The following is a 26,497-nucleotide window of genomic DNA, read 5'->3' on the forward strand; positions in this document are numbered from 1 at the left end:
GCAGGCAGCGGTGTGGCAAAAGGGTACTTGAACCTTCCGGCACTAACCGCAGAGAAGTTTATTGAGAATCCATACGGAGAGGGCAAACTGTACCGGTCGGGAGACTTAGCCAAATGGTTGCCGGACGGGAACATAGCCTATTTGGGCCGTATTGATGACCAAGTGAAGATCAGGGGGTTCCGGATCGAGCCGGGAGAAGTGGAAAATGCGCTGCGGCAACTGGAAGGAATCCAAGATGCGGTTGTGGTTGCAACTAATCATCATGAAATCCAATCGTTATGTGGGTATATCGTCTCTCATACAGTGGTTGATCCATTTGAGATTAAACAAAACTTAAAGAAGTTCCTTCCATCGTACATGATTCCATCGTTTATTATGCAATTGGAGCAAATTCCTGTCACAAGCTCAGGGAAAGTGGATAAACATCGGTTGCCTTCGCCAAACGTGCGGGCCCTTGTGGAACACGATACATTTGTTGCCGCGCAAAACGATAGGGAGAAGGAACTTGTAACCATTTGGCGTGACATTCTTGTGAGTGAGCAAATCGGCATTCATGATAATTTCTTTGAACTAGGCGGAAATTCATTATTAATCATGAGTATGTTGGCTCGAATTGAAGAAAAGTACCCAGGGATTGTAAAAGTAGGCGATATATTCGCAAATCCGACTATCGCCCAGTTGGCAACGTTCATAGATGTAAGTCGTCAAGCAGCATTGAGATGTGCACAAGTTCCGTTCCCAGATTCGTATCTGTTAGGTAGTAGGAACAAGGAATTCGTATTCCATTTCCAAGATAACAGTGATTTATTTCATGTACTGAAGGAAATGCAATCAGAGAACGAGACAGCACTGGAGTCGTGGCTATTGTTTCTGTACACATACAGTGTTATCGAGGCGACAGGTCAGCAGGAGCTGTCGGTTTGCTATGGGGCGAATAATACTTTTTCATCATTCGAGATCTGTAATCACGACGACTTGAATGTATTGTTGGAGAACGTAAATAGCAAGAAACAAGCAGCTCCAAAATGCACACAAGCAAAATTTATTATTGATTACAAGCAAAATGGGTTATTTCCGATGTTTTTATATCAGTTCACAGGAAATAAAGGCTATAAGGAATACTGTGATTTCTCATTCTCTTTTACTATGAATGAAGAAGCTGTTTATTTTGAGGCAAAGATTTTAAATCGCACCCTCAATTCGGATTATATTCAATCGTTGTTTTTAAGATGGATTCAGATTGTCCAGCATGTCAGTTTGAAAGAAAAAGATGATAACAAAGTACGATAGGAGCCATTGCTGTAATAAATGAATTCGTGGTTTGAATGAAAAAAGCACCTTCTGTATGCTGGGGAACGTTCGATCCAAAGAACAAACCCCAGCACAGGAGGCACTCTACAATGAAGGATAAACACATCAGAAAACAGAATCAATGAATTCAATAAATACAAAAGCTTGCTCGCTACGTTGATATTGGGCAAATAAATCGGTAGAGAACCTACCATCCCGGATACGTGGGATATGAAGCGCAGGTGTGCCTACACGTCGCATTGGTGGGGGTCTTGCCAAGTCTTATGTTCCATTTTCCTGCTGATATCAGTGAAAAGGGAATGCGTATGCGAATTTTGATCCATTTTGTAATCGTAGAAGTTGTGATGCTTACATTCACGAATTGGATGGGCTGGGTAACGGGAGCAGTTGGCACAATGATAGTCGCAGTTGAAATCGCAATTATCTCCCTTCTCGTCCGTTGGCTTGGATGGAGCAGTGATAGGAAGGTCGCAACGAAAATCAACGAGCAGTTGCGAAAACTAAAAAATGATGAAGTTCAATAAGACGGGGAAGCAGCAGCTTACCTCGTCTTTTTTTTAGCTTACTTTGTTATTCCTACAGCATAGTGTCGTACATATTTACTCTGCACCAATCGTTAATTATGCTGATGCTGCACTGATGAAGCAGAGGAGGATTGAATTTGGATAATAGAAATCATAATTTTGATCATTGCAGCTGTTTGTGAGATATCTTTTGCACTATACCGCATTTGTACAAAGTCATATCAGAAAAAGATCAAAGCCATGATAAGGCTTGGCGCGTTTGCAGCATTCCTAATTTTCACATTGGCGTCGGTTATTGAATGGAGCTTCCGTTGGCTGGGGCTTAGACTTTTGCTGCTTGTTTGGGCGCTTCTTGGAGTGTGGACGCTCATACGCAGCAAAGAGGAACGAAAAAATATAGAAGCAGCCGCGTTATCAGAATGCAATTGCTATGCTTCTGCTCGTTGTCATCGCTTTAACTCCAGCCCTCTTACAAACCTGTCTCTGGTTTCCCCGCTTTTGTCCAATATGCTGCAGGGCGGCAGGGCAGAGATTGATCCATTTACTGTCTTGAGACGATGAATCATATTCTAGTAGAGTTTTTCGATTGCTATCTCAAAGGGCAGGGTGCTTCACATCTGCGGGGACATAATGACGAGCAAATCCTCAATTCTTTTATCTTTTATTTTTTTCATATTGCCATTCAGATCGTTTGTGCTATAATTATGTCGAATGGACGACCATTCACGTCATGCACAATAGAAGAAGTTATAGACAATGGAAGTTTGGTGCAAATCCAACGCGGTCCCGCCACTGTAATAGGCCGATGAGCTCGGTCTTAAGTCAGGTCTTTTGTCTAGTAACTTTGCCAGGCCAGTCATTTCGAGGCGAAAGTGACTGGTTTACAAGTCTAGTGACGATACCGCCTCGCTAGGCTTTTTTACATTGCTTGAAGGCTGCCGACAATGCTGTCGGAGGGGCCGGGTGCTCGCCGCCAAACATACGAAGACGTATAAATAAAAGCAAGCGGGACATTTTTCAACGATGAAGAATCATATGCACAATGGTGTGCATGTCCCAATTTTTTTGCAGAAGATTTGTCGTAATGATGAAATCGTCGACATTGCGGTTGACGCATGTTTGCATTACGATGTACAGTATAAATGACAATTGAATGATAAGCTGCACAATGGCGTGCAGACAACATAACAAGCAAAGAGGCTTTTTAAAGGGAACTATTCCTTTGAGAGGCCTCTTTTTTTGTTGTAACTACTCCTTGGAGGTGCTTTACGTGGACAAACTTTCGATTAAAGCCGATCTCTACATGGGTCATGGTGCGCTGGATCGTCTGATGGAATGGCGCAATAAGCGTATTTTCATCGTTACCGATCCTTTTATGGTCAAATCAGGGATGATCAACATGGTATTCGATCGGCTGCATGACAGCAATGAGCAATATATTTTCAGCAACATCGTACCAGATCCGCCGGTTGAGATTGTCACAGAAGGTGTAGAGGCATTAGGCGCATTCAACACCGACTTGATTATTGCTATCGGCGGCGGCTCCGCTATTGATGCGGCCAAGGCGATGAAGCTGTTTGCACAAAAGCTGCTGAACCAGCAAGACATTCCATTCGTGGCAATCCCGACGACAAGTGGGACGGGCTCCGAGGTGACATCATTTTCGGTAATCAGTGATAAGCAGAAAAACATTAAATACCCGCTCGTATCCGATGAGATGCTGCCGCAAGAGGCGATATTAGATCCGGAACTGGTTAAGAGTGTTCCAGACTTCATTACGGCTGATACCGGAATGGATGTGTTGACGCATGCAATCGAAGCTTATGTATCTACGAAGGCGAACGATATATCGGATGCGCTGGCAGAGAAGGCTATCAAGTTGGTATTTGCTTATTTGCCAAGAGCCTATAAGGATGGCAGTGATTTAGAAGCGCGTGAGAAAATGCATAATGCATCCTGCATAGCGGGTATGGCATTCAACATTACTTCGCTCGGACTGAATCATGGCATTGCGCATGTCGCAGGGGCCAAATTCAAAATTGCGCATGGCCGCATGAATGCAATGCTGCTCCCGCATGTCATTGAATTCAATGCGAATTATAAACCAGGGTATGGCAGGGAAGAGAGCACTGCTGCCGCAGTTCGCTACGCAGAAATCGCCAAGAGCTTGGGACTGTCCGCACCAAATCCAAAGAGCGGTGTTCGCAGCCTTGTACAAGCGATCAAGCAGCTGCAGAAACAACTGCAGATGCCGTATACGCTGAAGGAATGTGGAGTTGATCAGGCGCTGCTGGATGAAATGAGGGACTCGATTGCCGAGGGAGCGCTGAAGGATGGCTGCACGGCGACGAATCCTCGCGTGCCAACGGCAGGGGATGTGGCCGAAATTTTGAACAAAATGTTTCAATCTTGAGATTGCGTCGAATTTTGTCTGAATGTGTATTGACAACGTTTGCAGTATTAAAATATAGTAAAGGTAACACAACGGCGTGTTGCATACAAAACCAAGCGAAGAGGCTTCTTAAAAATTCCTGCGTGAACTTTTAAGGGGCTTTTATGTTTTTTACAGCAATTTCACGTGTTTTCTGACATGAGAGTGAGATGATGGTATGGAGCAACACCAGAATGAAAAACAACGCGTTATCCAAGAGTACGTGCCTGGTAAACAGGTCACATTGGCTCATATTATCGCGAATCCGAACCCGGACATCTACAAAAAGTTGGGATTGGGCAGCGATGCGCACGATTCAATCGGCGTCATGACCATAACACCAAGCGAGGCATCTATTATAGCAGCGGATATCGCAACGAAGGCTGCTGGAGTACAAATCGGCTTTGTCGATCGCTTTAGCGGATCGCTTGTGATTACAGGCGATGTATCCTCCGTTGAATCTGCTATAAGTGAAGTGCTGCTTGGCTTGCAAAATATTTTAGGCTTCTCTGCTGCTGCGAACATTACAAGAACGTAGGTGAAGAAGCTGATGAAAAAAATTATTTTCGCCGGAAGCACCGGTTCAGGCAAGACAACGCTGTGCCAATGGCTGCATGGTGAAGAAATTGCCTATAAAAAAACGCAAGCGATCGAAAGCTTCGACCAAGCGATTGATACGCCGGGGGAGTGCATCGAGAATCGATATTTGTACAAGATGCTGCTCGTATCGAGCGTAGATGCAGATGTAATCGGGCTTGTGCAAGATTGCACGAAGGAAGACAGTTACTTTCCACCCGCCTTCGCAACCGTATTCGCCAAGCCGGTTATCGGCGTGGTAACCAAGGTGGAGCTGGCACAGTCGCAGGAGGAAATCGCGCAAGCGAGAGCTCACCTTCAAGCGGCTGGTGTGGAACGGATTTTTGAAGTCTCGACGATAGAGAATGTGGGAGTGGAGGCGCTTCGGCAATATTTGGAGGCGTAAACGGTTTATTCTACTGCAAGAAGCGGAATACCGGTAGACAAGCAAATAACGGCAGACAATGAGGTGCATGACACATGAATGGAAAAATTGTAATAGTCGATGACGAACCTATTACAAGAATGGATATTCGTGAGATGCTCGAAGAGGCGGACTACAATGTAGTAGGCGAAGCTTCCGATGGATTTGAAGCCATCGAATTATGCAAGAAGCATCTGCCAGACCTCGTCATCATGGATGTTCAAATGCCCATCCTCGATGGGCTTAAGGCTAGTAAACGAATCTTATCAGAGCAGCTGGCGGGAGGAATTCTTCTCTTAACCGCCTTCAGCGACAAGCAAACCATCGAGAAAGCCTCGGCTGTCGGTGCGCTTGGCTATCTGGTAAAGCCGCTTGATGAAAAGTCGTTCATTCCCATGGTGGAAGTGACCATCGCAAAAGGCAAGGAAATACGCAAGTTGGAGCAGAATCTATCGAAGCTGACGCAGAAGATGGAAGAGCGTAAAGCGGTTGAGAAGGCAAAAGGGATTCTGATGAAGGAAAATGGCTACACCGAAGAGGAAGCCTATCAAACCTTGCGCAAATTGAGTATGGATAGACGATGTCCGATGATTGAAATCGCTACCACGATCGTCATGTCCTATGATTGATTTCAAAGAACGAATTGGGAAGTTGTGCAGGCTGCATACGGGGTTGTCCGAAGCGGACATTGCATGGATTTGTGAAATCGCCGAGTCTTTTGAGAATACCGACGTTCAGGACGATGTGTTCATTGACGTGCTGTCCAGTGTAGCGAATGAGGCTATCGTCGTGTATCACCGTCGACCAAATGAAGGAAAGTCGCTGTACAAGCGGCCGGTCACAGGCGAGAAGGCGCTGCGCGAGAATGAGCCTGGCGTACTGAGAACGCTGGAGACCGGAATGATGTCGCAGGGTCTGGTTGCCAACACGCAGGAGAATCACCTTGTTCGGCAGACCGTCTATCCGATGAAAAATCAAGATGGCGTAATTGCGGTCGTCATTTACGAGAAAGATGTAAGCGACAATATCCAAGCCCACTTCAATATGGGATCAGGTGTGCCTTATGAAGATGGTGAAATGTCTTCAATGCTTACGGCAATGCTGCGGTTCAAGGATTCGCTCATCAATCAGTTGGAGGATGCCGTTCTCGTATTCGACAAGTACGGATTTTTGAAACTGAAAAATAAGCAGGCAGACGCATATTACAGGCAGCTTGGTTATTTGGAGGATATACAGGGCTTGCATTATGACAATCTGTCGCTTGATCGGACGATGTTCTCTGAGGTGATGAAGCAGCATTCATCTTCACCGTGCTGTCCGCTCACGACTGACGTGAAGGCAGCGGGCCGCTATTTTCAAGTGAAGCGGTTGTTTATTGAGGAGAAGGATTTATGTGTAGGCGTCATCCTGCACGATGTGACCGAGATTAAAGACAAGGAAGCAGAAATCATTTCGAAATCGGTAGCGATCCGTGAAATTCACCATCGTGTAAAAAATAATTTGCAGACGGTAGCATCGCTGCTGCGCATTCAAGGACGTCAGTGCAAGAGCCCTGAGGCCAAAAAGTGTCTGGACGACAGCGTCAGCCGGGTATTGGCGATTGCGGCCACCCATGAGCTGTTATCAACGGAAATTGATGCGCAAGTGGATCTGCTGGACGTTATTCGGCTCATTGCAACGAATATCGAGCGCTGCTTTTTACATTGCCATGCGATTGAGATGGACATCACGTCGACGCAGAGCATTTGTCTGGATAGCGACCGCACAGTGGATATTGCGCTCATCGTGAGCGAGCTGCTTCACAATAGTTATGAGCATGCGTTTGGCGATTGCACGCAGGGCAAGATTACGGTTCACGCGCAAGCGGAAGGCGATCTCGTGACTGTCATCGTGGCTGATAATGGGACAGGCTTTGCGGTAGAAGACGCTCCGCGCAAAAGCTTGGGGTTATCTATTGTTCGCAGCTATGTGAAGGATAAGCTGAAGGGAAAGCTGACAATCGCTTCTGGCGATGATGGCACTGCTGTTACGTTTACGTTCAAAAAATGAATATTCGGACTACAAGGGCGTAGTTTTAGAAGCAAAGAGGCTTAAAGTTGACCGGTTCCGGTTTTTATCGGAATTCGGCAGTACTTTAAGCCTTTTTTTATTCGCTTTTAAATTGTACCGCAATCAAGGGGAAAATTGATGCCCGAATGTTCAATTTGAAATCAATGGATGGGGGTGAACGAAGTGGAAGAGCAATTGCTTAGTGTCGGCATCGATATGGGGACATCGACAACTCAGATTGTGCTGTCGAAGCTCCATATTCAAAATCTGGCGTCTTCTTTCTCGGTGCCGCGTCTAGTCATTACAGATAAAGAAGTCGTGTATCGAAGCGATATATGCTTCACGCCTGTAATGGAAGACAATCGAATCGATATGCAGAAGATTCAGGTATTCATTCAGGAGCAGTACGAGAAGGCGGGCATTCGCAAGGAAGACATTCAGACAGGTGCGGTCATTATTACCGGCGAGACGGCCCGCAAGGAAAATGCCAATGAAGCTGTACTCTCGTTAAGCGGATTCGCCGGTGATTTCGTCGTCGCAACAGCAGGCCCGGATCTGGAAAGCATTATTGCAGCTAAAGGTGCCGGCGCCCATACGTATTCCAAGGAGCATTCCACTTCTATCGTCAATATCGATATTGGCGGCGGCACAAGTAATTTGGCGCTGTTCGCTAACGGCGATCTTATCGATACAGGATGCCTCGATATTGGTGGGCGGCTGATTAAGGTGGATCAAGGCACGCATGAGGTTACGTATATTGCGCCAAAAATCAAGCAGCTTGCAGAGCAAAGGGGAATCAAGCTTGCTCTGAGGCAGCGGGTGACTCCAGTTGATCTGGAACCGATTATCGGAGAGATGGTCAAGCTGCTCGAAGAGAGTGTAGGCCTCAGGCAGGCTGGAGATTTCTATGACACGATCATCACGAACAAAGGGCTCAAGCTGGAACGTTCGATTCCATGCATTTCGTTCTCCGGCGGCGTAGCGGACTACATTTATCAAGAGGCATCAGGTGATGTGTTCCAATATGGCGACATTGGCATCTTGCTAGGCAGGGCGATCGCTGCTTCACCGCTTACGTCGCAGATGACTGTGGCCCGTTCGGCGGAGACGATTCGAGCGACCGTAGTCGGAGCAGGCTCTCATACGACGGAAATTAGCGGCAGCACGATTACGTACACGGAGGAGAGCTTCCCAATCAAGAATATTCCGATTTTGAAGCTGGCCGCTGCGGATGAGTCAGGAAGCAGCGATAGGCTGTCGCAGGCTGTCGCCGACAAGCTGAATTGGTTCAAGCTGAACAATGATTTGCAGCGAGTCGCGATCGCCGTGGAAGGGAAGAAGAGCCCGAGCTTTCAAGAGGTGCAGAAATATGCACAAGGACTGTACCAAGGCATGTCCGAGCTGCTGGAGCGGGATTATCCACTCATCGTGATCGTCCATCACGATATGGCGAAGGTGCTGGGACAGACACTGTACGCGCTGCTTGGTTACAAGAAGGATGTTGTCTGCATCGACAGCGTCATGGTCGACAACGGCGACTATATCGACATCGGCAAGCCAATTGCGAATGGCAAGGTGTTGCCGGTCGTGATTAAAACCCTCGTATTTCATTAGAGGAGATTAGTAAGATAAATTGATTTCGATTTGGAAGGAGGAGCTTTTGTGATTTTAAAAACAAAGCTGTTTGGCCGCGTGTATCAGTTCAGTACGCTCATGGAAGTCATGGCAAAGGCCAACGAGGAAAAATCGGGTGATACCTTAGCCGGACTGGGGGCTACTTCATCAGAAGAGCGTGTAGCGGCAAAGGTCGTATTGTCTCAAATTAAGCTGTCGGATTTGCGCAACAATCCGGCCGTTCCTTACGAGGTAGATGAGGTTACCCGCATTATTCAAGACGGGGTTAACGAGCGCATCTACAGTGAAATTCAGAATTGGACGGTTGAAGAACTGCGGGAGTGGATTCTGAATGAAAACACAACTGAAGCTGACATCAAGCGAGTATCCCGCGGATTAACGGCAGAGATGATTGCTGCGGTTACGAAGATTATGTCCAACCTTGACCTGATGTACGGTGCGAAGAAAATTCGTATCACGGCTACTGCCAATACAACAATCGGACGTTCGGGTACATTGTCGGCACGCTTGCAGCCGAACCACCCAACAGATGACCCGGATGGAATCATGGCTTCCCTTATGGAAGGCTTAACCTTCGGTATCGGGGACGCCGTGCTCGGTCTCAACCCGGTTGATGATTCCGTTGAGAGCGTGACGCGCGTGCTGAAGCGGTTCGAGGAGTTCCGCCAGAAGTGGGACATTCCAACACAAACCTGCGTATTGGCTCACGTTACCACGCAAATGGAAGCGGTGAAGCGCGGCGCGCCGACCGGACTGATATTCCAATCGATCGCTGGCTCCCAAAAAGGGAATGAAGCATTTGGCTTCAATGCCGATACGATTGCGGAAGCGCAGCAGCTTGTCTTGCAGCACGGACAAGTAGCAGGACCTAACGTGATGTACTTTGAAACAGGTCAAGGTTCGGAGCTGTCTTCCGAAGCCCATCATGGCATTGACCAAGTAACGATGGAAGCGCGCTGCTATGGGTTTGCGAAGAAGTACAATCCGTTCCTTGTCAATACTGTTGTCGGATTCATCGGTCCAGAGTATCTGTACGATGCGAAGCAGGTAGTTCGCGCCGGCTTGGAAGATCACTTCATGGGCAAGCTGACAGGCATCTCCATGGGTTGTGATGCTTGCTACACGAACCATATGAAGGCTGACCAGAATGACTTAGAAAACTTGGCAGTTCTCTTATCCACTGCAGGCTGCAATTTCTTCATGGGCATCCCGCACGGTGATGATGTCATGCTTAACTATCAGACAACTGGCTATCATGAAACTGCGACACTGCGCGAATTGCTCGGCTTGCGTCCGATCCGCGAGTTTGAACAATGGATGGAGAAAATGGGCTTCATTGAAAATGGCAAGCTGACGAAAAAAGCCGGAGACGCTTCGGTGTTTCTCAAGTAGGGAAAGGAGGAAGCTCTTATGAATGAAAAAGATCTGAAGTCGATGATTGAGTCGATCTTAAACGAAATGGTAGGAAACAAGACAGAGCAGGCAGCGGAAGCAGTCAAGCCAGCAGAATCGAAGGCTGCGGATGCCTCTACTCCGCAAAAAAAGACAGCAGAGGCTGCTGTTGGCGGGCTTGTACAAGCGACTGCAACAATGAAGGAAGAAGAACAAGTGGACGATGGCGAATGTCTGGATGACATTACAGAAATTGATCTGCGCAAATTGCTGCTTGTTCCGGAACCGGAAGATCGCGAAGGCTACCTGAAAATGAAAGAGAAAACACCGGCTCGACTTGGTGTATGGCGTGCGGGCCCGCGTTATAAGACGATTACGTCGCTGCGCTTCCGCGCTGACCATGCTGCTGCACAGGATGCGGTGTTCTCCTACGTTTCCGAAGATTTCGTGAAGGAAATGAACCTTGTGCCGGTTGCGACAAAATGTCGGGACAAGGATGAATATATTACGCGCCCTGATTTGGGACGTCAATTCTCGGATGACACGATTGCGTATATTAAGCAGAACACAACGAAGCAGGCCAAAGTTCAGATCATGGTCGGGGACGGATTGAGCTCGGCTGCGATCGAAGCGAATTTGCGCGATATTATTCCCGCGATTACGCAAGGCTTGAAAATGTACGGCTTTGAGGCCGGCAATATCCTGTTCGTTAAGCATTGCCGCGTTCCGTCAATGGATGTCATTGGAGATGTAACAGAAGCGGATGTCGTATGCTTGCTCGTTGGCGAGCGTCCGGGACTGGTGACTGCAGAATCAATGAGTGCCTATATTGCTTATAAGCCAACTGTAGGGATGCCTGAAGCAAGACGCACCGTTATTTCCAACATTCACTCGGGCGGTACGCCTGCAGTTGAAGCGGGCGCTCATATTGCGGAACTCATCAAGACAATGATCGACCGCAAAGCATCTGGTATTGATTTGAAACTATAGCGGTTGTTCGAAGCGCAATTATGGATTGAATTTCGTCAATTCGAACACACAATGATAGCAATCGTAAGGAGGAAGGCACGTATGAGAAACGAACCGATTCATGCAACCGTGCTCGGCATGAAGCTCATTTCCAACGTAAGCCTGGATATGGCAAGCAAGCTGGAGCTTAAGCCGCACCATAAGAGTCTAGGCATCATTACTGCCGACATTGACGATGTCACGTATGTGGCATTGGATGAAGCGACGAAGTCGGCTGCTGTAGATGTCGTTTACGCAAAAAGCATGTATGCCGGATCGGCCAATGCTTCGACGAAGCTGGCGGGCGAGGTCATTGGGATCTTGGCTGGGCCTAATCCAGAGGAAGTGCGCAGCGGCATGAGTGCCGTTGCAGATTTCATTGAAAGCGGCGCGCACTTCGTGAGCGCTAATGAGGATAATAGCATTACGTATTTCGCTCACTGCGTGTCCCGCACAGGCTCGTATTTGTCCGAAACAGCGGGCATCCGGGAAGGAGAAGCGCTGGCTTATTTGATCGCTCCTCCACTGGAAGCCATGTATGCATTAGATGCAGCGTTGAAGGCTGCGGATGTCACTATTGCCGCATTTTTCGGACCGCCTTCTGAAACTAACTTCGCAGGCGGCTTGCTCACAGGCAGCCAATCGGCCTGCAAGGCAGCATGCGATGCCTTCGCGGACGCTGTCCAATTCGTCGCAGATAATCCGACGAGTTATTAAGGTAGCGTACGATGAGACATAGCGCGTTAGGATTGGTTGAGGTTAGAGGTTATCTGGGTGCAGTCGCTGCGGCGGATGCCGCATTGAAGGCAGCGAGTGTAACCTGCATCGGAGTAGAGATCATTAAGGGCGGACTGGTGACAGTTAAGCTCGATGGAGATGTCGGTGCGGTGCAGGCAGCCGTTGAGGCAGGGGCAGAAATGGCCACACGGCTGGATGTACTGGTAACACGTCATGTCATTGCTCGAATGCACGAAGAGACGGCTGCCTTGGTGGCAGAGCCTTTTGATGCTCATGAAAATGGTGAAGATACTTCTGACGTTGAGAGTGTTCTTACCAGCCAAGCAGTCGAAATAGACACAAAGGACGCAGAAGTGGTGTCCGATAAAGTGTCTGAAAAAGCTCCCACAGCTCAGACGAACCAAGCAAAGGAAGCTTCGAAGACAGAAGAACCGAAAGTCAAAACAGCTTCTGATGCAAAGTCGAAGGCCGATACTGCTGCGATGGAATCACATGCCAAGGCAGTATCTGCAGCAGTTGAGGGTGGCAATAAAGTCGAAGAACGGAAGCCAAACCCTGGACACATGGGCACTGTTCAGTCGACTGCCAAACCAGCAGCTACTGTAGAAAAGGCAAAGGATGCAGCAAAAAGCCAAGGCAACGGCAGCGCCTCAATCGTGAAGCCGGTGCCAGCGCCGACAACGAAGCGCAGTAAGTCAAACAAAAAAGCAAGCTTGTAAAAAATGTTGTAGAGAGAAGGAATATTGATGGAAACATTGGATAAAGACCTGCGATCCATTCAAGAAGTCCGTGATCTGATTAAGAAAGCCAAGGAAGCGCAAGCGAAGCTTGCCGTTATGACGCAGGAGCAAATTGACGGCATCGTCAAGGCGGTAGCGGATGCTGGCTACAAGCATCGCGAGAAGCTCGCAAAAATGGCAAACGAAGAAACAGGCTTCGGTCGTTGGCAGGACAAGATTATTAAGAACTCATTTGCTTCCAAGCAAGTGTATGCATCCATTAAGGACATGAAAACAGTCGGTGTGTTGAAGGATGATAAAGCGCACAAAGTGATGGAGGTAGCGGTTCCAGTCGGCGTGATTGCTGGTCTGATTCCGTCCACGAATCCAACTTCGACTGTGATTTACAAAGCGCTTATTTCGTTAAAAGCCGGAAACAGTATTGTGTTCTCTCCGCACCCGAATGCACTTAAGAGCATTTTGGAAACGGTGAAGGTAATCAGCGAGGCAGCCGCGGAAGCAGGATGTCCAGAAGGCGCTATTGGCGTCATGACGGTTCCGACGATCCAAGGAACAGATCAATTGATGAAGCACAATGACGTTGCCTTGATTCTCGCAACTGGCGGAACAGCGATGGTCAAAGCCGCTTATTCCTCCGGTACGCCGGCAATCGGGGTTGGCCCGGGCAATGGCCCTGCCTTCATTGAGAAGAGCGCGAACATCCCGCTTGCAGTCAAGCGCATCATGGATTCCAAAACGTTCGATAACGGCACAATCTGTGCATCCGAACAATCCGTTGTTGTGGAAGCATGCAGCAAGGATGCGGTAATTGCGGAATTTAAAAAGCAGGGAGCGTACTTCCTTTCCAAGGAAGAGGCAGCACAGCTTGGCAAGTTCATTATGCGCGCCAATGGCACGATGAACCCGCAAATCGTCGGACGCAGTGTGGCGCATATCGCGAAATTGGCGAACCTGGACATTCCAGCTAATGCACGCGTGCTGATCGCAGAAGAAACGCAAGTTGGACCGAAGGTTCCATACTCTCGCGAGAAGCTGGCTCCGATTCTTGCCTTCTACACAGAAGACAGCTGGGAAGCGGCATGCGAGCGCTGCATTGAGATTCTACATGGCGAGGGCGCAGGCCATACGATGGTCATTCACTCCGAAAATGAAGAAATCATTCGCGAGTTCGCATTGAAGAAGCCAGTATCGCGCTTACTTGTAAATACACCGGGTACACTTGGCGGCATCGGCGCAACAACAGCAATTGCACCGGCTCTTACGCTGGGTTGCGGCGCGGTTGGCGGAAGCTCGACATCCGACAACATCAGCCCGCTTAATTTGCTCAATATCCGTAGAGTCGCTTATGGCCTCCGTGAAATGGAAGATTTGTTGGAGCAGGAGCAGCCTGCGAATGTACAAGATAAATTGGCTGGCCTTGATTTAGGAGACAAAGAAGAGCTGATCGGCATGATCGTCGCTCGTATTCTTGAAAAAATGTAAGTTGATAGATTCATCGGGAGTCCTAGTATTCTTATTTATCTGTTTCACAATAGCGGTTACTCAACATTTTATATAAACAAAAATTCAAATGATAATTAATTAGGAGGAATTTAATCATGGCAAACGCAAACGCATTGGGAATGGTAGAAACGAAAGGTTTGGTAGGCGCAATTGAAGCAGCAGACGCAATGGTGAAAGCAGCTAACGTTACTTTGATCGGTAAAGAGCAAATCGGCGCAGGTCTCGTAACCGTAATGGTTCGCGGCGACGTAGGTGCAGTTAAGGCAGCTACAGATGCAGGCGCGGCAGCTGCAGAACGTGTTGGCGAATTGTTGTCCGTACACGTAATTCCAAGACCACATTCCGAAGTGGACGCAATCTTGCCTAAAACAAAAACAGTAGAGTAATTCGGATTCCGGACGAGCCTACTGAATAAGGTGGAGCAGGATGCTGGCGCAGCGCGCTTGGCATCCTGCATCTCATCTGTCGTGATGAATCGGCTTGTTCAAGCCGATATGCTGTGCGTAACGATAAGGATTTGAACAACACGCATTCGCACGAGAAGGATGTGAGAACATGGCTGTGATTACGGAAAGCGAACTTCGCAAGCATTTTCGAAATCGGAATTTGAAGGATGTTGCCGTATATGAAACGGCGGCAGGAACAATTCTGACGCCATCGGCCAAGAGCTTCTTGGCGGATCACCAGATTGAGCTTCGATATGTGAAAGCACCTGAACCCGGGGCGAATATGGCTGTACAAGAGACACCGGCGCCCAAAAAAGAAGTTAAGGTTCAAGTTACGAAAAACCTGGATGTCGAGCCTGCGACAGAAGGGAAAAAACGGTTCCGTACGCTGTATGGCGGTTTTTTGGAAACGAAACCGGAACATATGACTCATTTGTATGGCAATATGCTGGTATTCAAGGATCATCCACGGATCTTATTCCGCGGGAAGCTGGATTCACTGGAAACCAAACTATTAGAAGCGCAAATTTGCTGCTTCAAGCTGAACATGACCAAGTTGGTCGATGATTTGGAAGAAATCCTGCAATTCGTACGGCGAATCGTACGGTGCGAGGTATTGAGCGAGAGCATTGAAGAGTTTCATTTGCTTGGGATGAACGCCAAGGAACTGCGCGAGCAGTCCCATTTTCCCAAGAAACACTTTGGATTGGAACATTTTCAACCCAGCTATGATATGGGCGAAGCGGTTGTTGTTATAAATGCGTTGCGCACATTGACGAGGGAAACGGAGCTGCTGGCTTATCAGGCCTTCAAGAAGGAGCATGGCGAAGCAGATCGCGAGGATATCATTCGTTCATTGAACCGACTGTCCTCCTTATTCTGGATAATTATGTTCCGTATCCGTGTTGGACACTACGATGGATGAGGTGAAAATGGTGGAAAACCAACTGGTAGAAAGCATCATTAATGAAGTGGTGAAGCGGGTGCAGAATGAAACAACCTGCTTCGAGGTGGAGGCATCCGGCAAGCATGTGCATTTGAGTCGCGAAGCGATTGATGCCTTGTTCGGCAAGGGCTACCAATTGACGAAGGCGAAGGACTTGTCCCAGCCTGGGCAATATGCCTGCAAGGAACGCGTTACACTGATCGGCCCGAAGGGTTCGCTGCATAATGTAGTCGTGCTTGGACCAGAGCGCAAGGAGTCGCAAGTGGAAGTATCGCTGACGGATTCCGTTGTGTTGGGCGTATCGGTTCCTGTGAAGGAAAGCGGCAAGCTCGAAGGGACACCAGGTATCGTGATTGCTTCGGGCAGCAATATGATTCGTTTGGAAAAAGGACTTATCGCCGCACAACGCCATATTCATGTGAAGGCAGAAGATGCAGAGAAGTTCGACGTCAAGAACGGCGATATTGTGCAGGTGAAAGTATTTGGCAAGCGCCCGCTTATTTTCGATGATGTGCTTGTTCGCGTTAGTGCGAATTATGAAACTTATATGCATATCGATTACGACGAGGCGAATGCTTGCGGCTTTACAAAGGGAATGAAGGGGAAAATTGTGAAGCAGAGCATCTAGGTTTAGGAGTGTGAAAAAATGAACATAGAAGCTCAAGAGCGAGCTGCAATCATTGAAGCTGTTACTGCAGAAGTGATGAAGCGATTGAATCTAGAACGTCAGGAAGAAACGGCTCCAGCAAAAAAACGAGCGGTTCTTCTAACGGTGGAAGCGGTACCGGAATTAGAGAATGTACTGAAGCCCTACTATGATGTTCTCTATTATGATGAATCGTTTAGAGATTGCGATGTGCTGATCATTCCAAAGCTGTGCCTGCAATTGCTTTCCAATCTCGCAAACGGGTTAAGTGCTGGCCCGCGCGAGCGCTTTGTCTTAACGATGCTGCTCAAGGGGCGGGAAGTGATTGCGCTCGAGGAAGGATTGCTGTACCGCAAATATAAGGCGACAGCGCCTGTACTCTTGTACAAGCTGTATGATGAGTTTGCAAACAAGCTTCGTGCTTACGGCATTCGCTTGGTGAAGGAACATGATCTGCTGGCAGCCTGTCTGGAGGACAGCCATGTGGAAGCAGGATCAGGACTTCAAGCTGAACAACAGCTAGTGGAAAAACAGGAAGATTCCCATGTAGAATTCGCTCCAAGTACTCCACATGCTCAAGAGTTCGTGCTGAATCGCAAAGTGATTACGGAAGCAGAACTGAAGAAGTATCGCCTGCATAACGGCAAAGAGATCGTGATTGATCGGCATAGCATTATAACGCCGCTCGCTCAAGACTACTTGCGTATGCAGAAAATGCAGGTGCACAGAAGATAACGGCGGGGTGAAGCTATGATCGTGGGACAAGTTACGGGAAGCCTGTGGGCAACTCGCAAGGACAACAAGCTGAATGGTCTGACCTTCCTAGTGGTCAAGCCTCTATCGAATCATGATGAACCTGTTCAACGCGATTATTTCGTCGCAGCAGACAACGCGGGAGCAGGCATCGGAGATACTGTGCTCGTAACGACGGGAAGCGCTGCCCGGGCATCATTCGCCAATTCGGACATCCCCGTCGATGCAGTCATAGTCGGCATCGTCGATTCCATCGAGGTGTCCCATGACTAGTGCAATCGGTGTTATTGAGCTGCGAAGCATAAGCAAAGGCTACGAAACGGCTGACCGCATGCTGAAGACATCTCCCGTCAGTGTGCATCATATGAAGCCGATTTGTCCAGGCAAGTTCCTCATTATGATGAGTGGGGATACCGCAGATGTTCAAGCCGCGATGGAATCAGCGCGGGAGGAAGCGGGAGACTTCCGAATCAGCGACTTCGAGCTGCTAGGCGTTCATTCCGATATTGTGGAGGGATTGAAGCGAAGCAATGGCTCAATTCCTGTGGACGCGCTTGGAATCGTGGAGACGTCTACGGTGTCTTCCGGCATTTTCGCACTGAATGAGGCAGTAAAGCAATGTGATATTCGAGTGAAAAAAATGAATCTCGGCATGGCGATCGGCGGTAAGTTCCTCGCCGCATTCACGGGAAGTGTCAGTGATGTCGAGCAGGGGATGAAGGTGTTCGTATCCTCCATGGATCAAAAGCGGATGATTCATTATTCCGTAATTCCTTCTCCTTCTGAAGAACTCAAACAACACTTCCGATAGGTAGTTTAAAAAGCTCGCTTTTGATCACGAAGTAAAATTGAAAGCAACTCGGCATCGAATCTTGCGTTCACTCTCGAATAGCATATGCTTCCGAAGTATGTTTCCTTTGGAAACATTTTAGCTGCTCATGTAGTTTTGCCTACACTGCGCTGCTCCTTACAAGTTTTGCAACGCAAAACTCGCTACGAAAGCATAGGCTTCGAGTTCCCGCAACCTTCTCGGTGCTGACAACCGATCTTTTTAAACGTGATTGAAAAATACGCTTTTGATCTTAGGTAAGAATGGAGGAGCACGTTCGTGGAGATTAATGAAATCATCATATACGGCATGGTCATCTTCATGATTCTCGGAGCAATCGACAAATGCATTGGGTACAAGTTCGGATTGGGGCACCAGTTCGATGAGGGGATTATGGCTATGGGGTCGCTTACGCTGGCGATGGTCGGAATTATTTCGCTGTCCCCAGTATTGGCCAAGGTACTCAGTCCGGTCGTTGTGCCGCTGTACAGCGCGCTCGGCGCAGACCCGGCCATGTTTGCAACGACGCTGTTAGCCAACGATATGGGCGGGTTCTCACTCGCGCAGGAATTGGCGCAAACGCCGGAAGCGGGATTGTTCGCGGGTACGATTTTAGGGGCGATGCTTGGACCTACAATCGTATTCATTATCCCAGTCGCACTTGGCATTATTAAGAAGGAAGACCAGAAGTATTTGGCTACTGGCGTATTGGCTGGTATTATAACGATTCCGCTTGGCTGCTTAATCGGCGGCTTGGTGGCAGGTTATTCGCTCTCAATGATCTTGTCCAACCTAGTTCCTATCATCCTGTTCGCCGTACTGATTGTGTTGGGATTGTGGAAATTCCCGAACGGGATGATCAAGGGCTTCACGATTTTCGGTCAGTTCATCGTCATTGTTGCAACGCTTGGTCTTGCGGCTGGCATCACGCAGCAGTTGACGGATATTACAATCATTCCGGGACTTGCACCGATTGAAGAAGGAATTAAGATCGTTGGCGACATTTCCATTGTTTTGGCTGGTGCTTTTGCGATGGTATTCGTTATTACGAAGGTATTCAACAAGCCTCTTATGAAGCTGGGCAAAATGCTTGGGATGAACGAGATTGCAGCAGCAGGTTTGGTAGCGACGCTGGCCAACGTTATTCCAATGTTCGGTATGATGAAGGACATGGATGTGCGAGGCAAGGTTATCAACGTTGCATTCGCCGTCTCTGCCGCATTCGTATTCGGCGATCACCTCGGCTTTACGGCTGGGGTCGCAAAGGAAATGATTTTCCCAATGATCGTCGGCAAGCTTGTCGGCGGGATTACAGCGATTATCGTGGCTATGTTCTTAGCTAAAAAATTAGCACCCGAACCGGATCTGAAGGAAGAATAGCCGGAATCGGTCTAATGAATGGTATGGGCACTCTATCTCTCTATTTATGTATATGGGCATGATATAAATTGTTTTGAACTCTTCAATAGGTTTAAGCTTATGAAGGGTTCTTTTTTTATGGTGAATATTCAATAATACTTTATTATCTTTCTTTCCACTCGCATTTACACAGTATTAGAAAAATGGTAAATTATAGGTAATTATTTTGAGAAAAGGAGGGGTGATATTGAAAGCAGCGATCATAAAAACAATCGGAGAATTAATTTACGACACTAGATGTGCATCGAATATAACGATTGCGCAGTTATCAGAGCTGTCAGGTATCAATAAAGGTACGATATCAAGGATAGAGAACAGCGAAATAAAACGACCAGAGTTTTCAACCTTACAGCTATTGGCTGTTGCATTGAAGATTCCTTTTGAAACATTGGTTGATTATTATGTCGAAGATGAAAAAAGAGCAGACTTATTGCTCCACATTCTTCAAAGCACGATTTTACACCAGTGCAGTAATGATTTGATTTGTAAGGTTGCAGCCAAGTATCTTGAAGCACCAAATGAAGATAGTGTTGATTTAACAGAAGAGCTTTTTCTAAATATCGACTCCATTGAAGATGACTCCATCAAATTGTCCTTATATAACCTCATCATAGAACACTCGCGTTCGCACGGAATAATGCCCTATATAGCCAGAGGCTTGTACCAACGATATCTGATTGAACGAAACGATTTCTCAAAGTTAAAAGAAACGTTTCAGAACGGGAAATATGTTCTCCAATATGTTGATTTCTTATCGTTCGAAGAACGTGTTAGCCTGTATTACAAATTAGCTATTCATGCATATACACTAAACTACCATAGTGAGTGCATTGGTTATTGCAAAGAAGTATTGAAAAATGGTGAAAGTCAATTTAAAACAGATGCACTTGGTGTACTTATAGATGCGTATTTTAGCATTGGAGCACACACTGAATCAGAACTGTACCTGCTGCAATATAAAAATTTTTCTTACCCACATACAAAGGAAAATGTCGTTATCATGGATGCGTTCTATAAGGCTAGAAGGGGAGAAACGGTAAAAGCAGAAGAGCTACTGTTAGCATTTTTACAGACGTGTCGAAATGCCTTAATTATTCCTGCTACAAAACAACTGCTTCAATTGAACTTGCAGCAAAATAATCTTGGAGCAGCTAAAGCTGTTCTGGAAAATGACAGGGTAACTACGTCCCTTGTTGATAAAAGAAACCCACTAGCTTGTGCTGTATACGCTGATTATCTTCGGATCAAGGCAGAGTATTATAAGACTGTAGGTGACATAGACAAAAGCATTGAACACATGGTAGAATGTGCCTTCTGGTATTCCAAAATAGATGAGGCATCAAAAGAAAAAGAAGCTTTGAATACCGCATTGCATATCCATTTTATGAATAACGTTTCTCCTCAGTCTACACTAGATAAATTAAGAGAATACTATCAGCGAAGCTCTAAATTGGAGGGATTGTCATGAAAAACAAATTTAGTAAATTAGTTTTTAACACCCTTCTAGTTGCAGTTTTTATTTCCGAAGCAGTAGTCCAGTTTACTGGTGGCTCTGGGGTTATCCATCCGTGGTAGGTAGTATTAAAGAGCAGCGCCAAAAAGGTGTTGCTCTTTTTCATTTTTCGACATGATGTTGCAGTGGGATTTATTTCACATATTTGACTTGTAACGGACGCTATACTCAAGAAGAGATAGTATCCGTGAGGTGAATAGTCATAGATATTGATTCTTTAGAAAATAAAATTAATGAACTAAGAGAGAAGTTAATGGAAATAGTTCAGAATAAGGGGGGGTTTACAGATCTAGATGTGGTTATGATTAGTCAAGAGTTAGATGGATTAATAGTAGAAATGCAGAAGAAAAAACAATCAAAAAATTAAGCGCTTGCAATTGTCTATACACGAGAATTGTGTATGTTGAAGTTGCAAATTTTGTAGCTTGTCACTTGGATTATTTGAGGCTATTATACGAATTAGGTATCGCTACACTTATTGTTTATGCGCTGTACTTAGTTTTCAAACCCGATACAAAATAACAGGATGCCCTAGTCGGGACATCCTTTATTTTTGTATACTTGTCCGTTCGTTCAAAACGGATTTGTTGAATGCATAGCCATCAATAAAAAAGATCTTAGCAATAGTCGTAATGTCCCAGTGACTTTTTACGAACGCCAATCCAATGCTTTCTTTTCGAGGTTCTTCACAAATGAATCTTTTCCGTCCATATAAGCTTCAATATCAGTCGGATGTTGACTTGCCAGCTTTTCCTTCAAGTTGCCGTACTGCTCAGCTTCCTGAGGATGTGCGCGCAAATAATCCCTTACAGCCAAATGACGTTGAATATCTTCCTTGTTATCTGCTTGAAAAACGTGTACATGATGTGTCCGATGCTCACCGCCCTTTCGGAAATATCTTCGTCCTTTTATGCCGTATTCGCCCATACATTCATAGCCTAGTTCTGTCATTTGCTCATTGAAAGCATCGATTTTTCCAATGTCCTTTACAACCGGCATCAGGTCGATAATCGGTTTAGCCTGTAATCCAAAAACAGAAGTGCTGCCAATGTGATGGATGTCGGTCAACTCATCTCCGAAAATCGTTTTTATCTTTTGAGCTTCATCTTCGAACATACGGTTCCAGTCATCATTATATTTCGTTACGGTTACGTTCATTGCTACAGATCTCCTCCTTCACTTTGAACCAGCACGAATGTGTATCTAACTAGAAATCTATCCTGTAGATATATCATAGGGGGAGCTAAATAAGAAGTAAACGTTTTGATTAGCGGTTGCGGTTCATTAATCATTAGGAATAGGTATTCAGGCTATCATGACGAGTGGGCTCGCGTCGCAGATGCAACATCTTGTTTCAATATTGCATCGGTAAGAAAGACATACGTAAAAAAGAAGCATCCGCTGAATGGATGCTTTTGTGCATACAATATAAACTTAGGGTCACATCGTGGTATTGGTTCCTGTATTGGAGCGTACGAGAATTTCATCGAATTCAACTTGATTGTCTGCTTTTCCTGTTTTACTCGACAGCATGGTACCGATGTAACCAGCGATGAAACCGAGCGGAATGGATACAATACCTGGAGTCGTAAGCGGATAAAGCGCGTTACCAACAAAGATTGCTTTTCCAGCTTCAGGATGAAATACGTTCGGACTGACGAGAACGAGTCCTACGGAGGCGATCAGACCAACCATCATGGCCCAGATCGCGCCATTCGTATTAAAACGTTTCCAGAATATTGTATATAAAATAACAGGCAGGTTTGCACTCGCAGCAACGGCAAACGCTAGCGATACGAGGAATGCAACATTAAGGTTTTGTGCAAATAAGGCTAGAATAATAGAAATAACAGATATCCCGATGGAAGCATAACGTGCCATATTGACTTGCTGCTTCTCTGTCGCTTGCCCTTTTCTTAAGATTTGATTGTAGAAGTCATGGGAGAAGGCAGCAGCAGCGGTAAGTACAAGTCCAGCTACAACGGCGAGAATAGTTGCGAAGGCAACAGCAGAAATAAATGCAAATAGCATATTGCCGCCCAGTGCTTTTGCGAGGAGCGGTGCAGCCATGTTCCCTGCTTTATCCGCAGCGGTAATATCACCATTTCCAACGAATGCAGCAGCGCCAAAACCCAGGAATATCGTCATCACATAGAAAATACCGATAATCCAAGTTGCGTATACAACAGAGCTGCGAGCTATTTTCGCATTTTTAACCGTAAAGAAGCGGACAAGAATATGAGGAAGGCCTGCGGTTCCAAGTACTAATCCCATCGTCAAAGACAGTGTATCAAGACCATCTTTATATTTAACGCCAGGATTAAGGAAGTTCTCTTTGAGTGGCGTTGCATCCTTGACATGATCGAACATGCCTGTGAGGCTCCAGTTGAATTTGTATAGCACGAGAATCGAGATCAGAAACGTTCCGCCCATAAGCAGAATTGCTTTGACAATCTGTACCCAGCTCGTTGCGTGCATTCCGCCAAACGTGACGTAGACGGTCATAAGAATACCTACGATGATGACGGAGGTTGCAAAATCAATACCGAGAAGCAGCTTGATCAAGGCTCCTGCACCTACAAGCTGTGCAATCATATAGAAGATGGATATGGCAATGGTATTAAACGCAGCGAATCCGCGAATTTTTGTCGTTTTGAAGCGAGCTGCAATCATATCGGCAAACGTATATTTCCCTAAATTTCGTAAAGGTTCTGCGACTAAGAAGAGTACGACTAAGTAAGCAACAAGGAAGCCGATACTGTAGAAAAATCCATCAAATCCTGCTAACGCAATCGACCCCGCAATCCCTAAGAACGAAGCTGCTGACATATAGTCCCCGGCAATTGCCATCCCGTTCTGCCATCCGGTCAAGCCGCCTCCGGCTGTATAGAATTCACTTGCAGATTTACTCTTTTTCGAAGCCCAATATGTAATAACGAGTGTCAAGGCAACGATGGCCAAAAACATAAGAAATGCAGCAGTATTCATGGTCTACCTCCCTTTCTCAACAATTATTTGGTCGGAGGCTTTATCAAATGTAGAAGCCTTTTTGTAGTAAATCATACAAAATGCCCAGGTCATCACAAATTGCAGAAAGGCAAAGACCCAAGCCCATGTAATACTGCCGTAAAAGGAATAATTCAAGATGTCCGTGTAGGATGTAAGGATCGGTAAGGCGAAATAGAAGCAAAGGAAGAAGATTGTGAAAGGAATAATGAAGGTTTTCTTGGTTCGAATCAGCTTTCTGAAGTTATCTGACTTCGCAATGGATGAGTATTGTTCGGGAGTTAATTCCTGCCTCGAGTGCTCGGCGGTTAACGTTTTATTTGCCATCAGCATTCCCTCTCATTCAATGAGTATACCTGCATCGTACAAAAACGAAGCGCTTACAAAAGATGCTGTGCCATACAGTTGTTAGCGGCCACCACCTTTAATTGAAATGTGAACAACTTGAAAAATACAATTCGAAAACATTATACTATAACCGTTAAAGTTGTAAAGATATAAATTTGTTTGTATCTTTAATCAGTCAAATCTGAGGCGCTAATCCTGTAGGTTATGATTATTTGAGGACATTCGAATATTTGGCAATATGGTGTGTACGGCGATTAGGCAAATGTAGTGGAAGACTGTTATAGAAGGCAGCACCTAACTTTAGAGATATAAAATAAAGAAGCTCTCGATATTTCGAGAGCTTGCTAATCTGGTTCTTATATACCGTATGTATGACTCTAAAATTAGAAGTACTGCTTCATGTCACCAATTCACCCTCCACAATCTTGGTTAGATACAGCTCAGGCAGTGCAAGAAAATCCTCGAAACTGCATACATCGCCGTATTCCTGATGCTCCTCATCATAGTAGCCGATGCATTTCGTCTTTGGATTCCAGACAAGGAGAATCGAAGTATAGTTATCCACGCCCGCGGAGAGACGCAGCAATTTCTTCCTGCCTGCTTTCATTTCAATCGTTTCCGTAAAAGGGAAGAACTCAATGTAGCCGATTTCGTAGTCGTTGTCAGGCAATTCGATTCGCAGCTTGTCTCCTATTAGAAAATCAATAAGGTTTTGTGGCAGCTTATAGCTCTTCAATGCCAATCTTTTATTTTCAATGCTATGAAATTCTGCAGGCTCCAATGACTTTAAATACTCGGCCATAGCGCTATCTTTATTTTGCACAGCAATCGTATAGGCACGATCACCGCCTTTTTCACATATACACACGTCCGCTCCATGTTCAACCAAGTATCGAACCATCATTAAATCGCCATTTCGTGCAGCAGCGGTTAAAGGGGTAGAACAATACGGGTAGACCATATCCGGCTTATTGAAATTGATATCCACTCCATGCTGAAGCATAAATTCAATCGTGCGCCAATCACGAGCGTCAACGGCTTTGCGTAGTGTGTAACCGCCATATTTGGCAGCATCTAAGCCAAGCTCATGGATGAGCGGGAGGTTGTGTTTTTTTCCGTAATAAGCTTGTACATAGGCATTGCTCTTAAGATGATCCAGAGCATCGATTTTGGCTCCATGTGCTACGACGTATCTTATGATCTCTTCTTCGCAATAGCGAACAGCTAGCAGGAAGGACGGTTCCTTCTTGTGATTCAAATTCACCCCGTGCTCGATAAGCAATTTAATTACCTCGAATTGTTCCATAATTATGGCTAGTTCTAGCGGGATCACAGTTGTATATTGGCTTATTCTGATCTCTTGTTCCATATCCCAGCCTTGTGCAATGGCATCGCGCAGCGCTGATAGATTGCCTTCATAGATGTGCATAGCAAGCTCAGGCAGCGACGTAAAGGTTCCAATATCCTTTAGCTTAAACATCTCATCAACTCCGATCGTGTAAGGAATCTACTTCTTTTGTCTACTTCTTTCCAGTATAGATGGTGGAGAGTGAATTGAACAACAGGTTTCGATTGATACCACCGCATAAAGGTATTGTGATTTTCCCCCGAACAAATCAGGAAAGTATATACTTTCGTATGAGTGTAAAGTACACTCAATACAGGAAGTTCATGGAATAGCCAGGGATATTTCAGTCGTAAAATTGATCTCTTGTGATGGAGGGATTTATGGCGGTTAAACGAATCGTGGCGAATATTGCAGCATCGAATCTGTTGGATGCCAAACATTTCTATGAGGAAATATTAGGGCTGAATCTGTGATGAATCACGGTTGGATTGCTACCTATGGAAATGATGCTCAAATGAGTGTTCAGATGAGTATCGCATCACAAGGAGGGTCAGATACGCCTGTGCCGGATTTATCGATCGAAGTGGATGATGTCGATGTTGTGCTGATGAACATGGAACGTGCCGGTTTTTCAATCGAGTATGGGCCTGCAGATGAGCCTTGGGGAGTAAGACGCTTTTATGTTCGAGATCCCTTCGGGAAGCGATTACACAATATAAGAATGGCAATCTCCCTTCTAGGGGAGCGACATTGCATCATCAGGAGAGTGCTGACGGGGATGACAGAGTTAACAATTGATTGTGGCGACATATTGCTGCGTGAGTATCGAATGGAAGATGTGGATGCTATTTGTGCATTAACGCAGCAGCCTGCTATTTTGGAATTTCTACCGGATTGGAACGCATCGAAGGA

The 26,497-nt window shown here is 46.2% G+C and carries 26 protein-coding genes, 2 pseudogenes and 1 riboswitch; of the genes and pseudogenes, 23 read left to right on the forward strand and 5 right to left on the reverse strand.

Annotated features, from left to right (window positions below; translation table 11 throughout):
- A partial coding sequence (locus tag NO352_RS07500; protein WP_289355265.1) for a non-ribosomal peptide synthetase occupies nucleotides 1-1,290 on the forward strand: 1,290 nt, incomplete at its 5' end.
- 156 nt (nucleotides 1,291-1,446) lie between these two features.
- Here NO352_RS07500 and NO352_RS07505 read toward each other — a convergent pair.
- A pseudogene (locus NO352_RS07505) lies at nucleotides 1,447-1,545 on the reverse strand (transposase); the annotation flags it as partial.
- Between the two features lie 29 nt (nucleotides 1,546-1,574).
- Here NO352_RS07505 and NO352_RS07510 point away from each other — a divergent pair.
- From NO352_RS07510 to NO352_RS07610, 21 genes are all read left to right on the forward strand, one after another.
- Nucleotides 1,575-1,835, forward strand: a complete 261-nt coding sequence (locus NO352_RS07510) for a DUF3021 family protein (protein WP_268600736.1) — start codon at nucleotides 1,575-1,577, stop codon at nucleotides 1,833-1,835.
- A gap of 732 nt (nucleotides 1,836-2,567) precedes the next feature.
- Nucleotides 2,568-2,720, forward strand: a riboswitch (adenosylcobalamin (AdoCbl) riboswitch).
- A gap of 385 nt (nucleotides 2,721-3,105) precedes the next feature.
- Complete coding sequence (locus NO352_RS07515) at nucleotides 3,106-4,248, forward strand: 1-propanol dehydrogenase PduQ (RefSeq protein ID WP_268600735.1); 1,143 nt, start codon at nucleotides 3,106-3,108, stop codon at nucleotides 4,246-4,248.
- Between the two features lie 196 nt (nucleotides 4,249-4,444).
- On the forward strand, nucleotides 4,445-4,804 hold the full coding sequence (locus tag NO352_RS07520) for a BMC domain-containing protein (protein ID WP_005549812.1): 360 nt from the start codon (nucleotides 4,445-4,447) through the stop codon (nucleotides 4,802-4,804).
- A 12-nt stretch (nucleotides 4,805-4,816) separates the two neighbouring features.
- A complete protein-coding gene (locus tag NO352_RS07525; protein WP_005549810.1) occupies nucleotides 4,817-5,248 on the forward strand; it encodes a EutP/PduV family microcompartment system protein in 432 nt (143 codons plus the stop codon).
- A 74-nt stretch (nucleotides 5,249-5,322) separates the two neighbouring features.
- Nucleotides 5,323-5,895 (forward strand): ANTAR domain-containing response regulator, encoded by a 573-nt coding sequence (locus NO352_RS07530; RefSeq protein WP_005549809.1) that lies wholly within the window; start codon nucleotides 5,323-5,325, stop codon nucleotides 5,893-5,895.
- Entirely contained in the window at nucleotides 5,888-7,315 is a 1,428-nt protein-coding gene (locus NO352_RS07535) for a sensor histidine kinase (protein WP_268600027.1), read from the forward strand. The genes NO352_RS07530 and NO352_RS07535 overlap by 8 nt, the downstream gene beginning before the upstream one ends.
- Nucleotides 7,316-7,498: 183 nt before the next feature.
- Nucleotides 7,499-8,929 carry an ethanolamine ammonia-lyase reactivating factor EutA gene (eutA, locus tag NO352_RS07540; protein ID WP_005549805.1) on the forward strand — a complete coding sequence of 477 codons (1,431 nt, stop codon included), beginning with the start codon at nucleotides 7,499-7,501 and terminating at the stop codon, nucleotides 8,927-8,929.
- Between the two features lie 48 nt (nucleotides 8,930-8,977).
- Entirely contained in the window at nucleotides 8,978-10,342 is a 1,365-nt protein-coding gene (locus NO352_RS07545; protein ID WP_005549804.1) for an ethanolamine ammonia-lyase subunit EutB, read from the forward strand.
- A 198-nt stretch (nucleotides 10,343-10,540) separates the two neighbouring features.
- Nucleotides 10,541-11,332, forward strand: a complete 792-nt coding sequence (gene eutC / locus NO352_RS07550) for an ethanolamine ammonia-lyase subunit EutC (protein ID WP_005549802.1) — start codon at nucleotides 10,541-10,543, stop codon at nucleotides 11,330-11,332.
- 81 nt (nucleotides 11,333-11,413) lie between these two features.
- Complete coding sequence (gene eutL / locus NO352_RS07555) at nucleotides 11,414-12,067, forward strand: ethanolamine utilization microcompartment protein EutL (RefSeq protein ID WP_005549801.1); 654 nt, start codon at nucleotides 11,414-11,416, stop codon at nucleotides 12,065-12,067.
- An 11-nt stretch (nucleotides 12,068-12,078) separates the two neighbouring features.
- Nucleotides 12,079-12,807 carry a BMC domain-containing protein gene (locus NO352_RS25265; RefSeq protein WP_289355267.1) on the forward strand — a complete coding sequence of 243 codons (729 nt, stop codon included), beginning with the start codon at nucleotides 12,079-12,081 and terminating at the stop codon, nucleotides 12,805-12,807.
- Between the two features lie 27 nt (nucleotides 12,808-12,834).
- Entirely contained in the window at nucleotides 12,835-14,310 is a 1,476-nt protein-coding gene (locus NO352_RS07565) for an acetaldehyde dehydrogenase (acetylating) (RefSeq protein WP_005549799.1), read from the forward strand.
- A 116-nt stretch (nucleotides 14,311-14,426) separates the two neighbouring features.
- Nucleotides 14,427-14,717: a BMC domain-containing protein gene (locus NO352_RS07570; protein WP_005549798.1), complete on the forward strand. Its 291-nt coding sequence runs from the start codon at nucleotides 14,427-14,429 to the stop codon at nucleotides 14,715-14,717.
- Between the two features lie 169 nt (nucleotides 14,718-14,886).
- Entirely contained in the window at nucleotides 14,887-15,702 is an 816-nt protein-coding gene (locus NO352_RS07575; RefSeq protein ID WP_268600029.1) for a cobalamin adenosyltransferase, read from the forward strand.
- Nucleotides 15,703-15,712: 10 nt separating this feature from the next.
- A complete protein-coding gene (gene eutD / locus NO352_RS07580) occupies nucleotides 15,713-16,351 on the forward strand; it encodes an ethanolamine utilization phosphate acetyltransferase EutD (protein ID WP_268600041.1) in 639 nt (212 codons plus the stop codon).
- An 18-nt stretch (nucleotides 16,352-16,369) separates the two neighbouring features.
- Nucleotides 16,370-17,104, forward strand: coding sequence for a hypothetical protein (locus NO352_RS07585; protein ID WP_005549793.1), 735 nt, complete (start codon nucleotides 16,370-16,372; stop codon nucleotides 17,102-17,104).
- A gap of 15 nt (nucleotides 17,105-17,119) precedes the next feature.
- Nucleotides 17,120-17,395, forward strand: coding sequence for a EutN/CcmL family microcompartment protein (locus tag NO352_RS07590; RefSeq protein ID WP_005549792.1), 276 nt, complete (start codon nucleotides 17,120-17,122; stop codon nucleotides 17,393-17,395).
- Nucleotides 17,388-17,933, forward strand: a complete 546-nt coding sequence (locus NO352_RS07595) for a BMC domain-containing protein (protein ID WP_005549791.1) — start codon at nucleotides 17,388-17,390, stop codon at nucleotides 17,931-17,933. Before NO352_RS07590 ends, NO352_RS07595 begins: the two co-directional genes overlap by 8 nt.
- 297 nt (nucleotides 17,934-18,230) lie before the next feature.
- Nucleotides 18,231-19,331: an ethanolamine utilization protein EutH gene (gene eutH / locus NO352_RS07600; protein ID WP_289355268.1), complete on the forward strand. Its 1,101-nt coding sequence runs from the start codon at nucleotides 18,231-18,233 to the stop codon at nucleotides 19,329-19,331.
- Nucleotides 19,332-19,551: 220 nt separating this feature from the next.
- A complete protein-coding gene (locus NO352_RS07605; protein ID WP_353961231.1) occupies nucleotides 19,552-20,838 on the forward strand; it encodes a helix-turn-helix domain-containing protein in 1,287 nt (428 codons plus the stop codon).
- A gap of 274 nt (nucleotides 20,839-21,112) precedes the next feature.
- A complete protein-coding gene (locus NO352_RS07610; RefSeq protein WP_483311825.1) occupies nucleotides 21,113-21,250 on the forward strand; it encodes an aspartyl-phosphate phosphatase Spo0E family protein in 138 nt (45 codons plus the stop codon).
- A 281-nt stretch (nucleotides 21,251-21,531) separates the two neighbouring features.
- On the opposite strand, the gene NO352_RS07615 is transcribed toward NO352_RS07610, so the two are convergent.
- The 4 genes from NO352_RS07615 to NO352_RS07630 all read right to left on the reverse strand — a co-directional run bounded on the left by NO352_RS07615 (nucleotide 21,532) and on the right by NO352_RS07630 (nucleotide 25,717).
- A complete protein-coding gene (locus tag NO352_RS07615; RefSeq protein WP_289355271.1) occupies nucleotides 21,532-22,041 on the reverse strand; it encodes a GrpB family protein in 510 nt (169 codons plus the stop codon).
- 282 nt (nucleotides 22,042-22,323) lie between these two features.
- Nucleotides 22,324-23,871 carry a solute symporter family protein gene (locus NO352_RS07620; protein ID WP_289355272.1) on the reverse strand — a complete coding sequence of 516 codons (1,548 nt, stop codon included), beginning with the start codon at nucleotides 23,869-23,871 and terminating at the stop codon, nucleotides 22,324-22,326.
- 3 nt (nucleotides 23,872-23,874) lie between these two features.
- The gene (locus tag NO352_RS07625; RefSeq protein ID WP_005549785.1) at nucleotides 23,875-24,216 is read right to left on the reverse strand and encodes a DUF485 domain-containing protein; all 342 of its coding nucleotides are present in this window, start codon (nucleotides 24,214-24,216) and stop codon (nucleotides 23,875-23,877) included.
- A gap of 418 nt (nucleotides 24,217-24,634) precedes the next feature.
- On the reverse strand, nucleotides 24,635-25,717 hold the full coding sequence (locus NO352_RS07630) for an ankyrin repeat domain-containing protein (RefSeq protein ID WP_262866796.1): 1,083 nt from the start codon (nucleotides 25,715-25,717) through the stop codon (nucleotides 24,635-24,637).
- A gap of 248 nt (nucleotides 25,718-25,965) precedes the next feature.
- Between NO352_RS07630 and NO352_RS07635 the strand changes: the two are divergent.
- Nucleotides 25,966-26,297 (forward strand): annotated as a pseudogene (locus NO352_RS07635) (VOC family protein); the annotation flags it as partial.
- Nucleotides 26,298-26,497: the final 200 nt, after the last annotated feature.

Source organism: Paenibacillus sp. S-12, from assembly GCF_030363895.1.
GTDB classification, from domain to species: Bacteria; Bacillota; Bacilli; order Paenibacillales; family Paenibacillaceae; genus Paenibacillus_B; species Paenibacillus_B alvei.